The following is a 12,820-nucleotide window of genomic DNA, read 5'->3' as shown; positions in this document are numbered from 1 at the left end:
GCTGACCGACCAGAACATGCCCCGCATGGACGGCATCAGCCTGACCAAGAAGCTGCGCGAGAACCCCAAGTTCAAGGCCACGCCCATCCTGATCCTGACCACCGAGTCCAGCGACCAGATGAAGCAGGCCGGCCGCGCCGCCGGTGCCACCGGCTGGCTGGTCAAGCCTTTCGACCCCGCCAAGCTGATCGAGGTGATCGGCAAGGTCATTCGCTGACCTCACCGGTCCACGTTCCGGTCTGACCGGAGCAGCAGAAGTATCAAGATCAGGAGCTTGCAAAAATGGGCGAGACCTCGCACGACAACGGCACCAACGACGGCATCGATCTGAGCCAGTTCTACCAAGTCTTCTTCGAAGAAGCCGGTGAGAACCTGGAAGCGATGGAGCAGAAGCTGCTCGAGCTGGACATCACCGCAGCCGACGACGAGGAGATGAATGCCATCTTCCGTTGCGCGCACTCGGTCAAGGGCGGCGCTGCCACCTTCGGTTTTTCCGACGTGGCCGAACTGACCCACCAGATGGAGACCCTGCTGGACAAGCTGCGCCGCCACGAGCTGCAGCCGACCTCGCAGATGGTCGACGTGCTGCTGTCCGCAGGCGACGCGCTGAAGAGCCTGCTGGCCCGCCACCAAGGCTCCGGCGCCGCGGCGCTGGACACCTCCGAGCTGGTGGCCCACATCCGCGCGCTGGCCGAAGGCCGCGGCGCGTTTGCGCCGGCAGCTGCCGCCACCCCGGCTGCTGCGGCTGCGCAGGCTGCCGCCCCGGCAGCCGCGCCGCTGGTCAGCGGTGTGCGCATGCTGGAGCTGACGGTGGGCCCGCTGGAACACCCCGAAGAGGCCGACAGCATTGCCGACCTGTTCAAGGAAATCACCAACCTCGGCACGATCGAACCGCTGGACGCCGGCCGCTCGGCCGACGGCATGCGCCGCTTCAAGATCCTGACGACGTCGGCCGACGGCGACCTGCTGGACCTGTTCACCTTCCACGTGGCACGTGAACAACTCAGGATCTCGCCACTGGGCGACGGCTTCGGGTTCCACGCCGGTGCGCCTGGTGCCCCGGAAGCGGGCAACGAAAGCACCGCCGAGCTGGGCTACGGCTTCTTCGACGACGCCCCCGGCGCGCCGCAGGCCGACGCCGCCGCCGCGCCCGCACCGCAAGCCAGTGCCGATGTGCCGGTCGCCGCCACGCCGGTGGCCCAGCGCCCGACCGCCCGCGCCGAGGCCAAGGCAGCCGCCGGCCCCGAGTCCAGCACGCTGCGTGTCTCGATCGAGAAGGTCGACCAGCTGATCAACCTGGTGGGCGAGCTCGTCATCACCCAGGCCATGCTGGCCCAGAACAGCCGCGCCGTGGACCAGCAGATCAACCAGCAGCTGCTGTCCGGCCTGGCCGACCTGGAGCGCAACACCCGCGACCTGCAGGAAGCGGTGATGTCGATCCGCATGATTCCGATGTCGGTCGTGTTCAACCGCTTCCCGCGCATGCTGCGCGACCTGGCGGCCAAGCTCGACAAGAAGGTCGACCTGGTCACGCAAGGTGAAGCCACCGAGCTGGACAAGGGCCTGGTCGAGAAGATCACCGACCCGCTGACCCACCTGGTGCGCAACAGCTGCGACCACGGCATCGAGTCGCCGGCCGACCGCGCCGCCAAGGGCAAGCCGGAGAACGGCACCGTGACCCTGGTCGCTTCCCACCAGGGCGGCTCCATCGTGATCGAAGTGCGCGACGACGGCCGCGGCCTGAACCGTGCCAAGCTGCTGAGCAAGGCCCGCGAGCGCGGCATCGACGCCCCCGATTCGATGACCGACCAGGAGGTCTACGGCCTGATCTTCGCGCCGGGCTTCTCGACCGCCGACCAGGTGACCGACGTCTCCGGCCGCGGTGTCGGCATGGACGTGGTCAAGAAGAACATCACCTCGCTGGGTGGCACGGTCGAGATCGACTCGGCCGAAGGCTACGGCATGAGCGTCAAGGTCCGGCTGCCGCTGACCCTGGCCATCATGGACGGCATGAGCATCGGCGTCGGCGAGGAGTGCTACATCCTGCCGCTGTCCTCGGTGGTCGAATCGTTCCAGATCGAGCCGGGCATGATCAAGACCATCGGCGGCTCGGGCCGCGTGGTGGAAGTACGTGACGAGTTCATGCCGGTGATCGACCTGGAGAAGGTCTTCGAGGTGCCGCGCTTCGACTTCGAGAACGTCTCGAACATCATGGTCGTGGTGGAAGCCGAAGGTGGCCGCGTGGCCCTGCTGGTCGACGAGCTGCTGGGCCAGCAGCAAGTCGTGGTGAAGAACCTCGAAGCCAACTACCGCAAGGTCAACGACGTCTCGGGCGCCACCATCATGGGCGATGGCCGCGTGGCACTGATCCTGGACATCGGCTCGCTGGTGCGCCGCTCGCGGCACTGAGACCGCCATGCCCTTCCAACGACTCTCCGTGGGCATGCGGCTGGCTGCAGGATTCGGCTCCATCCTGATCCTTTCGGTGGCGGCCTCGGCCTTGTCGGCGACCCGGCTCAACGGCCTCCTGGCGTCCATGGACTCGGTGGAGACCAATGGCCGCCAGGCGCAACTGGCCCAGCAGTGGCGGGGCAACAGCGCGCTCAACATGACCCGCGCCGTGGCGCTGGCCAAGACCGGCAACGCTGCCGAAATGCAGGCCTACCTGGAGCCGCAGATCAAGGCCACCAGCGAGGAAATCAGCAAGCTGCAGAAGGCCCTCGGGGATTCGGACCTGGCCGCGGATGAACGCGTCGCGTTCGAAGCGATCGGCAAGACGCGGACGGCCTATGTGGACGTCCGCAACCAGATCTTCAGCAAGCTGAAGGCAGGCGATGCAGCGGCCCAGGCGGAGGTCGACAGCACCTTGGTGCCGGCGGCCGGCCAGTACCTGCGCAGCATGGACGAGCTGGTCAACCTGCTGGTCAACAACGCCAACACCGAAGTGATGGCGAGCCGCGACCTGGGTTCGAGCACCCGCCTGGTGATCTTCACGATGACCGTCGTGGCGCTGGCACTGGGCAGCGCCATCGCCTGGCTGCTGAGCCGCTCCATCACCGTGCCGCTGCGCCAGGTGATCGTCAGCGCCGAAGCCATGTCCGGCGGCGACCTTTCAGCCGAAGTGGCAGTGGGGCGACGCGACGAGATCGGCCGGCTCCAGGCGGCCATCCTGGGCATGCGCAACTCGCTGCGCGACGTGGTGGGCAACATCCGCTCGTCGACCGACAGCATCTCGATCGCCAGCAGCGAAGTGGCCCTGGGCAGCCAGGACCTGAGCAGCCGCACCGAAGACACGGCCTCCAGCCTGCAGGAAGCCGCCTCGTCGATGGACCAGTTGACCGGCACGGTGCGCCACACCGCCGATGCCGCCCGCACGGCGAACCAGCTGGTGGCCACGGCCTCCGAGACCGCGCAGCGCGGCGGCGAGGTGGTCGGCGAGGTCGTGCACAACATGCAGCAGATCAGCGAAACCAGCCGCAAGATCGCCGACATCATCGGCGTGATCGATGGAATCGCCTTCCAGACCAACATCCTGGCGCTGAACGCCGCGGTCGAAGCCGCGCGGGCTGGCGAACAGGGCCGCGGCTTTGCCGTGGTGGCCGGCGAAGTGCGCAGCCTGGCCCAGCGCAGCGCCGCCGCCGCACGGGAAATCAAGGGCTTGATCAGCGCCAGCGTCGAGCGGGTCGAGTCCGGCTCGCGCCTGGTGGCCACCGCCGGTGCCTCGATGCAGGACATCGTCGGCAGCGTACAGCGCGTCACCGACATCATTGGCGAGATCTCTTCGGCCGCCTCCGAACAGAGCGAAGGCCTGGGTCAGATCAGTGGCGCCGTGAGCCAACTCGACCAGATGACGCAACAGAACGCCGCGCTGGTCGAAGAAAGCGCCGCTGCCGCCGAGAGCCTGAAGGACCAGGCCCAGCGCCTGGCCGGCCTGGTCGGCCACTTCCGCCTGGGCCAGGCAGCTCCGGCTGCGGTTTCGACCGCCGTCAAGCCCGCCCCGGCCAGCGTCAACGCATCGACTCGCTCGCTTGTGCCCAAGCGGGCCGCGCCCAGCAAGGCCGGCGTCAAGGCCCCGGCCCGCCCGGCCGCCGGCGCGGCGCATGCCCCGGCGCCAGCGCCGGCAACGGCCGCCTCGCGGGCGCCGGTGCCCGCAGGCGGCGACGGCGACTGGGCCCAGTTTTGAAGGGGCCGCGCCCCTTCTCCCCCGAACTTTGAATCCTCCCCGACAGAGAGAGATGAAACCATGATGACCTGGATGCGGAACTTCAAGATTCGATTGCGCATGCAAGGCGCGATCGGCATCGTGCTGGCCTTGTTTGCGCTGGTGGGCGCCACCGGCCTGATCGGCGGCAGCCAGATGGCCGAGTTGAACGCCTCGTTCATGACCACCTCCATTCTGGAGATCAAGGATGTCGCGGCGATCCGCGAGCACCTGGGCGCCGTGCGGCTCTACGAAAAGAGCATGGTCATCGACTACGAGAACACGGCTGCGGTGCAGGCCCATGCCGCCAAGTGGCGCGAGGGCGTGGCCTCGTTGAACAAGGCCATCAATGCGCTGCTCGAAGGCGAGGAGGACGAAGACAACCCGGTGGCGCGCGAAGCGCTGAAGGACGTGGCGACCTACACCGAGAGCACCAGCCGCGTGATCACGCAGATCGAGGCCGGCGCGTTCGACAACGCCCGCACCGCCGACAAGATGCTGGGCCGCGCCAAGGAAGCAATCAAGTCGGCCGAGGCCAAGTTCGAGAAGATCGAGCAGATCATCGACGACGAGGCCGAGTCCACCCAGCGCGAATTCAACGAGAAGATGCGCATGACGCTGATGATGTTCATCGGCGTGCTGGCGGTGGTGGTCGTCGTCGTCGTGCCGGCCACGCTGCTGAACTCGGCTTCCATCATCAAGCCGATGATGCATGCCACCGAGATCGCCAATGCGATCGCCGAAGGTGACTTGACGCACCGCATCGACGCCACCGGCAAGGACGAGGCCGGCGAGCTGCTGCGCTCGCTGCAGCACATGCAGCAGTCGCTGGCCGGCCTGGTCGGCGAAGTGCGCAGCACCTCGGGCAGCATCCATGTGGCGGCCAGCGAAGTGGCCTCCGGCAACACCGACCTCAGCGCCCGCACCGAGCAGGCTGCGAGCAGCCTGGAAGAAACCGCCAGCGCGATGGAAGAGCTGACCGGTACCGTGCGCCAGAGCGCCGACTCGGCCAACCACGCCAGCGAGCTGGCCGGCTCGGCCTCCAGCGTTGCCGAACGCGGCGGCGAGGTCGTGGCCCAGGTGGTGCACACCATGGACGAGATCAACAGCGCCAGCCGCAAGATCGCCGACATCATCAGCGTCATCGACGGCATCGCCTTCCAGACCAACATCCTGGCGCTGAATGCCGCTGTGGAAGCCGCCCGTGCAGGTGAGCAAGGCCGCGGCTTCGCGGTCGTGGCTGGCGAAGTGCGCAGCCTGGCCGGCCGTTCGGCCGAAGCCGCGCGCGAGATCAAGCGCCTGATCAATGCCTCGGTCGAGAAGGTCGACACCGGCGCCCGGCTGGTGCAGGACGCCGGCAGCACCATGAGCGACATCGTCAGCTCGGTGCAGCGCGTCACCGCCATCGTGCGCGAGATCAGCACCGCTGCCTCCGAGCAGAGCAAGGGCATCAACCAGGTCAACTCGGCCGTGGTGCAGCTGGACCAGATGACGCAGCAGAACGCCGCGCTGGTCGAGGAAAGCGCCGCAGCCGCCGAAAGCCTGAAGGACCAGGCCAGCCGGCTCAACAGCGTGGTGGCGCGCTTCCGCGTCGATGCCTCCGCCCCGGCGGCCGCCCCGGCACCGAAGGCGACTGGCGCCAACGTGGCCTCTGCCGCCGTGGCCAAGCCGGCGGTGTCGCCGGCCAAGGTCGGCAAGCCCGCCGCACTCGCTCCGGTTTCCGCAGTGGCCAAGGCCGGCGCCAAGCCTGCAGCCGCCCCGGCGCCACGAGCCCCGGCCGCCACCGCGGCGACCACCGCCGCCATCAACGAAAGCGACTGGGAAACTTTCTGACCCTCGGTCAGCGGTCCAACACTTTCTGACGCCAGAGCCCGGCAAAGACCGGGTCACGCCCGCGCCGCTTGCGGCGCGAGGCGACAACGGATACCGGAGACGCGAGCTTTGCCGTACGGGCTGTCCCAAGCCCGCTCCAACCCCTCCGCGCCATCGTCATGAACCACTTTCTCCGCCGCTTCACCATCCGACAGCGGTTGCTGGGCAGCACCCTCACCCTCTGTATCCTGATCCTCGCAATGGGCGGCTGGTCCGCCATCAGCTTCCGCGCGCTGCAGCAGCACGTGGGCGACATGCTGGACACACAGGCCGCGACCTCGCGCGACACCAGCGCCATCCTGGCTGCGCTCGAACGCGTGCAGCGCCTCGAGCAGTCGGTGATGCTCAATGGCAACAATGCCAACGAGGCCGGCGACTACCACGCCCAGTGGAAGAAGACCGTTGCCGCCACGCGAGAGCAGCTCAAGGCCGTGATGGCCGACCCCGAGCGCGCTGCCGCCCTCAAGCCTGGCGTGGACGGTTTCGAGGCCCACGTCAAGCCGCTGGAAGACATCCTGCAGCAGGTGGTGGACGCCAAGATGGACGCCACCGCCGCCTATGCCTACGCGGGCCAGGCCCAGGCCGACCTGGACCAGGCCCGCGACGTGTTCAACAAGTGGGTCGCGCAGACCCACGAGCAGATCGCCAGCACCCGCGAAGCCGACCGCAGCTCCGAAGCCGCGCAGTCCAGCATGCGCATTGGCGTGATGCTGGTGGTGCTGGGCGGCTTGGCGGCACTGATGCTCACCATGGTGCGCTCCATCACCGGCCCGCTGCGCCGCGCCGCCCACCTGGCCGGCGACATTGCCAGGGGCGACCTGTCGGCCGACATCGCCGACGAAGGCCGCGACGAAGTGGCCAATTTCATGCGCGCACTGGGCGACATGCAGCATTCGCTGCGCGGCATCGTCGGCCAGGTGCGCGACAGTGCCCACAGCATCCGCATCGCCAGCGACGAGGTTGCCACCGGCAACCTGGACCTGAGCCAGCGCACCGAGCAGGCTGCCAGCAACCTGCAGGAAACCGCTGCCTCGATGGAGACGCTGACCGGCACCGTGCACCACAGCGCCGACGCGGCGCTGCAAGCCAGCCAGCTGGCCACCTCGGCCTCGGCGGTGGCGCAACGCGGCGGCGAGATGGTCGAGCAGGTGGTGCAGACCATGGCGCAGATCAACCAGTCCAGCCGCAAGATCGCCGACATCACCGGCGTGATCGACGGCATCGCCTTCCAGACCAACATCCTGGCGCTGAACGCCGCGGTCGAAGCCGCGCGGGCCGGTGAGCAGGGCCGCGGCTTCGCGGTCGTGGCCACCGAAGTGCGCAGCCTGGCGCAGCGCAGCGCGAATGCCGCCAAGGAGATCAAGGCGCTGATCGGCGCTTCGGTGGACCGGGTCGAGAACGGCGCACGCCAGGTGCAGGACGCCGGCAGCACGATGGGCGAGATCGTCGCCTCGGTGCAGCGCGTCAGCAGCATCATCAACGAGATCAGCGGCGCCGCCGGTGACCAGAGCCGTGGCATCGGCGAGGTCGGCACCGCCGTCAACCAGCTCGACCAGATGACGCAGCAGAACGCCGCGCTGGTCGAAGAAAGCGCTGCCGCGGCCGAGAGCCTGAAGCAGCAAGCCCGCCAACTGGCCGACGTTGTCGCCACCTTCCGACTCGGCTGAGGCTCCGAATGCAAACCTCGCACCCCTCTTCCGCGCGCCCTTCGGGCTCGATCGCCCGTGACGTGGCCTTGCTCGGTGCCGGCGCCAGCCTGCTGATGCTGCTGGCCGTTGGCAGCCTGCTGGGCTGGAAGGCCACGCAGGCCGAACAACTGCAGGTGACGCAGCAGGCGCTGCAGCGCACCGAAGCCGTTGCCCACATGATCGACGCCTTCGACGCCGCGGCCCGTGAGTCGGCCCAGCAGGCGCACGCCGGCTTCCGCTCGCTGCTGCCGGGCACGCTGAGCCTGGCCGACGGCCAGCTGTTGCACGACGGCCAGCCGCTGAACAACGAATTCGCCGAGGTCGACCGGTTCCACACGCTGACTGGCGGCGTGGCCACCATCTTCATGCGCGACGGCGACGGCTTTCGCCGCATCAGCACCTCGCTGAAGAAGGAAAACGGCGAGCGCGCGGTCGGCACGCTGCTGGACCCGGCCAGCCCGGCCTGGAAGCCGGTCAATGCCGGCGAGCCCTTCGTGGGCCGCGCGGTGTTGTTCGGCAAGCCTTACATGACGCGCTACGAGCCGGTCAAGGACAGCAGCGGGAAGATCATCGCCATCCTGTTCGTCGGCTTCGACCTGAGCGCCATCCAGGCCTCCATCGTCAAGGTGGTCAACGAAGGCCGGCTGTTCGACACCGGCGGCCTGGTGCTGATCGACCCGAAAAAGGAAGCCAAGGACGCGCTGCTGCTGGCCCACACCAGCGCAGGCGGCAAGAAGCTGCTGGACGTGGCACCGCGGGGCGACCTGCTGCTCACCGCCACCGACACCCCGGTTTCGCTGCCGGCTGGCGCACTGCTGCGCGGCAACCCGGCCGACGACAGCCAGCGCGCCGTGGTGCGCAGCGTGGCCAGCACCGGCTGGCTGCTGGTGGCCGAATGGTCGCAGCGCGAAGCGCTGCGTGAGCACTGGGCCGCCATGCGCTGGCTGGCCGGCCTGGTGCTGGGCAGCGGGCTGCTGCTGGGCCTGGGGCTGCATCAGCTGTTGCGCCGCCGCGTGGGGACGCCGCTGGCCGAACTGGCCGTTGGCGTGCACCGGCTGGCCGATGGCGACCTGCGCGAACCAATGCGCAGCGGCCGCCACGACGAGGTCGGCGCCCTGGCACTGGACCTGGAGCACATGCGCCAGCGCTTCAGCCAGGCGCTGCTGACGGTGCATGAGAGCGCCGACGCGATCAGGCGTGCCTCAGCCGAAGTGGCCGCCGGCAACGCCGACCTCAGCGCGCGCACCGAACAGACCGCCAGCAACCTGCAGCAAACCGCCAGCGCGATGACGCAGATGAACGGCACCGTGCGCCACAGCGCAGATTCGGCCCAGCAGGCCAACACGCTGGCCGGCTCGGCCAGCGAGGTCGCGCAGCGCGGCGGCGCAGCGGTGGGCCAGGTCGTCGCCACGATGGACCAGATCAACCACGCGAGCCAGAAGATTGCCGACATCATCGGCGTGATCGACGGCATTGCCTTCCAGACCAACATCCTCGCGCTGAACGCCGCGGTGGAAGCCGCCCGCGCTGGCGAGCAGGGCCGCGGCTTCGCGGTCGTTGCGAGCGAAGTGCGCAGCCTGGCCGGCCGTTCGGCCGAAGCGGCGCGCGAGATCAAGCGCCTGATCCAGGCCTCGGTCGAGCAGGTCGACAGCGGCAGCCGCCAGGTGCGCGACGCGGGCGCGACGATGGACGAGATCGTGCGCTCGGTGCGCCGGGTCGGCGACATCGTGCGCGACATCAGCACCAGCGCTGCCGAGCAGAGCGACGGCATTGGCCAGATCCACCTCGCCGTCGGCCAGCTGGACCAGATGACCCAGCAGAACGCCGCGCTGGTCGAAGAAAGCGCGGCCTCGGCTGACAGCCTGCAGCAGCAGGCCCGGGCGCTGAGCGGCGCGGTGGCAAATTTCCGGCTGCGCTAGCCGCGGCCCCCGCCTTCTCACCATCAGGTCTTCGCGGCAGTTGCCGATATCCCTCGAAGACAAGTTGATTGCCCCGTGAAAAACACCGGCCCGTGCCAGGGCCAAGCCACCGGCCGGCCGCCTCGCGCGGCCCCGGATTTCTACAGCCCAAGGAGACACCCATGCGCCATTTCACCGCCGCCCTGATCACCACCGCCGCCGCCCTGTGCGCCGCAGCCGCCCATGCCGCCGCTGGCGGCGCCACCGAGGCAGATGCGACCGCGATGGTCAAGAAAGGCGTGGCTTTCGTGAAGGCCAACGGCAAGGACAAGGGTTATGCCGAGATCACCAGCAAGGCCGGCCCGTTCCGCCACGAGGACCTGTACCTGGTCGTCTACGGCCTGGACGGCACGGTGCTGGCCCACGGCGCCAACGACAAGATGGTGGGCAAGAACCTGATCGAGCTGAAGGACGTGGACGGCAAGGCCTTCGTCAAGGAGCGCGTGGAGCTGGCCAAGGCCAAGGCCAGCTTCTGGCAGGACTACAAGTTCACCAACCCCGAGACCAAGAAGATCGAACCGAAGGCGATGTACTGCGAGCGGCTGGACGAGACCGTCGTCTGCGGCGGCATCTACAAATAAGCCGCGACCCGCGCTGCGCCGGAGGCCTTCATGAAACTCGGAACCAAACTGCTGCTGCCGCCCATCGTCACGGCGCTGGTCGCGCTGACCGGTGGTGCGATCAACGGCGCGCTGATGCAGCGCGAGGCCGGCAGCAATGCCGAGGTCTTCACCGCCGCACTGGACCAGCTGCGCACCATCACCAGCGTGCAGGAGCAGATGGGCCAGATGCACAGCGGCGTGTACCGCACGCTGACGCTGATCGCCTCGCTGGACGAACCCGCGGTCAAGGCGGTCCGGGCCGACCTGCCCAAGCAGGTGCAGGACATTTCCCGCGTGGCCCAGGACATCAGCGGCCTGCATGACGACGACCAGGCCCTGCGCGACAACGCGCAGCAGGTCGCCAAGGACCTCGCCGCCTATGCCAAGCAGGCCGACCAGGCGATCGACCTGGCCCAGGTCGACCCGAACACCGGCGTGGCCGCGATGCAGGGCGCAGACGCCAGCTTCAAGGCGGCCAGCCAGGCCATGTCCAGGCTGATCGACAGCATCGAGGCCGCCGGCCAGCATGTGCAGGAGGCCTCTGCCTCGCGCGGCCAGCGCAATTCGCTGGGCCTGGGCCTGCTGAGCCTGCTGCTGACGGCAGTGGCGGTGCTGGTCTGCGCGGCGCTGCTGCGCCGGGTGATCCAGGCGCTGCGCGAAGCCTCGGCGCTGGCCGAGGCGGTGGCCGATGGCGACCTGTCCCAGCAAGCCGGCGACAACCAGCGCAGCGACGAGATCGGCCAGCTGCAGCGCAGCCTGACGCGCATGGTGCAGCGCCTGCACGACTCGCTGCAGACGGTGCGCCATGCGGCCAGCAGCATCGCCACGACCAGCAGCGAGATCGCCACCGGCAACCAGGACCTGTCCAACCGCACCGAGCAGACGGCCGGCCGGCTGCAGCAGACGGCTTCGTCGATGCTGCAACTCACAGGCTCGGTCGGCCAGAGCGCCGAAGCTGCAGCGCAAGCCAACCAGCTCGCCAGCTCGGCCGCCGAGGTGGCCCAGCGCGGTGGCGCGGCGGTCGCCGAGGTGGTGACGACGATGGACCAGATCCAGGCCGCGTCGCGCAAGATCGGCGACATCATCGGCGTGATCGATGGCATCGCCTTCCAGACCAACATCCTGGCGCTGAATGCCGCCGTCGAAGCCGCCCGTGCCGGCGAGCAGGGCCGCGGTTTCGCGGTGGTGGCTGGCGAAGTGCGCAGCCTGGCCGGCCGCTCGGCCGAAGCCGCACGCGAGATCAAGGCGCTGATCGGCGCCTCGGTCGACCGGGTCGAAAACGGCTCGCGCCTGGTGCAGGACGCCGGCACGACGATGAACGAGATCGTCGAATCCTCGCGCCGCGTCTCCAACATCATTGCCGAGATCACCGCCAGCACCGTCGAGCAGCGCGACGGCATTGGCCAGATCAATGGCGCCGTCGCCGAGCTGGACCAGATGACGCAGCAGAACGCCGCGCTGGTCGAGGAAAGTGCCGCCGCGTCCGACACCATGAAGCAACAGGCCTTGCGCTTGGCGCAGGTGGTGTCGACCTTCCAGCTGGGCACCGCCGGCAACACGGGCAGCACGGGCGGCCAAAGCAACACCGCACCGCCGCCCGCCACCCCCGTGCCCAAGGCCGCCGCCAGCCCCGCCCCGGCCAAGGCCACGGTGACGACCAGCCGCAAGCCGACGCAGTTGGCCGCGCCGCGCGCTGTCGCGCCGGCCCCCACATCCGCCGGTGGCGACACCGACTGGACGAGTTTCTAGAAGCCCCTTCACATCGCCGGGAAACGGCCGATATCAACGTCATGCGGTGCCCCGGAAAGGCCCGCCCATCCCACGCAAAGGACCCAACACCATGGACATGATCACCGAAGCCAAGCAAGTGGCCCGGCACGAGGCCGCGCGGGCGGGCAAGGCCGCCAAGGGCGCTGCCGCCGTCACGCACGGCGAATACCTGAGCTTCCGCCTCGGCGGCGAGGAATACGGCATCGACATCCTGCGCGTGCAGGAAATCCGCTCCTACGAGCAGCCGACCCGCATCGCCAACGCACCGGCCTTCCTGAAGGGCGTGGTCAACCTGCGCGGCGTGATCGTGCCGATCATCGACCTGCGCGTGAAGCTGAACTGCGAACAGGCCGAGTTCAACGACTTCACCGTCGTGATCGTGCTGAACATCAAGGGCCGCGTCGTCGGCGCCGTGGTCGACTCCGTCTCCGACGTGCTGGAACTCTCCAGCGACGCGGTCAAGGAAGCCCCGTCGATGAACGCCAATGTCAACATGTCCTTCATCACCGGCATCGCCAACGTTGGCGAACGCATGTTGATCCTGATGGACATCACGCAACTGATGAGCTCGTCCGACATGGGCCTGATCGACGACAACTCTTGAAACGGGGCACCCGGTTCGGCGGGAAATGGGGCACCCGGCTCGGCGAAACGCCGAACCACCCGCCGGGCGGGTTGCGCGGCCGCCTTGAGGCGGCTCGGCGCCGGCCGCGGGGACGGGCCACCCGG

9 protein-coding genes are annotated in these 12,820 nt (G+C 68.6%); all 9 read left to right on the top strand.

Going from position 1 to position 12,820, the window contains the following annotated elements; translation table 11 throughout:
* On the top strand, positions 1–217 hold a 217-nt coding region (locus ACAH41_RS07810; protein WP_370538242.1), incomplete at its 5' end, for a response regulator.
* Positions 218–282: 65 nt separating this feature from the next.
* A complete protein-coding gene (locus ACAH41_RS07805; RefSeq protein ID WP_325649362.1) occupies positions 283–2,409 on the top strand; it encodes a chemotaxis protein CheW in 2,127 nt (708 codons plus the stop codon).
* A gap of 7 nt (positions 2,410–2,416) precedes the next feature.
* The gene (locus tag ACAH41_RS07800; RefSeq protein WP_325649360.1) at positions 2,417–4,183 is read left to right on the top strand and encodes a methyl-accepting chemotaxis protein; all 1,767 of its coding nucleotides are present in this window, start codon (positions 2,417–2,419) and stop codon (positions 4,181–4,183) included.
* Positions 4,184–4,243: 60 nt separating this feature from the next.
* Positions 4,244–6,034, top strand: a complete 1,791-nt coding sequence (locus ACAH41_RS07795; RefSeq protein WP_325649358.1) for a methyl-accepting chemotaxis protein — start codon at positions 4,244–4,246, stop codon at positions 6,032–6,034.
* 158 nt (positions 6,035–6,192) lie between these two features.
* Entirely contained in the window at positions 6,193–7,740 is a 1,548-nt protein-coding gene (locus tag ACAH41_RS07790; protein WP_325649356.1) for a methyl-accepting chemotaxis protein, read from the top strand.
* Positions 7,741–7,748: 8 nt separating this feature from the next.
* Entirely contained in the window at positions 7,749–9,680 is a 1,932-nt protein-coding gene (locus tag ACAH41_RS07785; protein WP_325649354.1) for a Cache 3/Cache 2 fusion domain-containing protein, read from the top strand.
* Between the two features lie 161 nt (positions 9,681–9,841).
* Positions 9,842–10,300 carry a cache domain-containing protein gene (locus tag ACAH41_RS07780; protein WP_325649352.1) on the top strand — a complete coding sequence of 153 codons (459 nt, stop codon included), beginning with the start codon at positions 9,842–9,844 and terminating at the stop codon, positions 10,298–10,300.
* A 30-nt stretch (positions 10,301–10,330) separates the two neighbouring features.
* On the top strand, positions 10,331–12,070 hold the full coding sequence (locus tag ACAH41_RS07775; protein WP_325649350.1) for a methyl-accepting chemotaxis protein: 1,740 nt from the start codon (positions 10,331–10,333) through the stop codon (positions 12,068–12,070).
* A gap of 91 nt (positions 12,071–12,161) precedes the next feature.
* On the top strand, positions 12,162–12,695 hold the full coding sequence (locus ACAH41_RS07770) for a chemotaxis protein CheW (RefSeq protein ID WP_370538241.1): 534 nt from the start codon (positions 12,162–12,164) through the stop codon (positions 12,693–12,695).
* Positions 12,696–12,820 lie beyond the last annotated feature (125 nt).

The organism is Ideonella sp., assembly GCF_041287625.1.
Taxonomy (GTDB): domain Bacteria; phylum Pseudomonadota; class Gammaproteobacteria; order Burkholderiales; family Burkholderiaceae_C; genus Ideonella.
The sequence above is the reverse complement of the archived record's forward strand: the minus strand, read 5'-3'. Positions and strand labels throughout refer to the sequence as shown.

Coding starts and splice junctions, on each gene's coding strand:
- ACAH41_RS07805 (WP_325649362.1), top strand. CDS start 283: ATGGGCGAGACCTCGCACGACAACGGCACCAACGACGGCATCGATCTG.
- ACAH41_RS07800 (WP_325649360.1), top strand. CDS start 2,417: ATGCCCTTCCAACGACTCTCCGTGGGCATGCGGCTGGCTGCAGGATTC.
- ACAH41_RS07795 (WP_325649358.1), top strand. CDS start 4,244: ATGATGACCTGGATGCGGAACTTCAAGATTCGATTGCGCATGCAAGGC.
- ACAH41_RS07790 (WP_325649356.1), top strand. CDS start 6,193: ATGAACCACTTTCTCCGCCGCTTCACCATCCGACAGCGGTTGCTGGGC.
- ACAH41_RS07785 (WP_325649354.1), top strand. CDS start 7,749: ATGCAAACCTCGCACCCCTCTTCCGCGCGCCCTTCGGGCTCGATCGCC.
- ACAH41_RS07780 (WP_325649352.1), top strand. CDS start 9,842: ATGCGCCATTTCACCGCCGCCCTGATCACCACCGCCGCCGCCCTGTGC.
- ACAH41_RS07775 (WP_325649350.1), top strand. CDS start 10,331: ATGAAACTCGGAACCAAACTGCTGCTGCCGCCCATCGTCACGGCGCTG.
- ACAH41_RS07770 (WP_370538241.1), top strand. CDS start 12,162: ATGGACATGATCACCGAAGCCAAGCAAGTGGCCCGGCACGAGGCCGCG.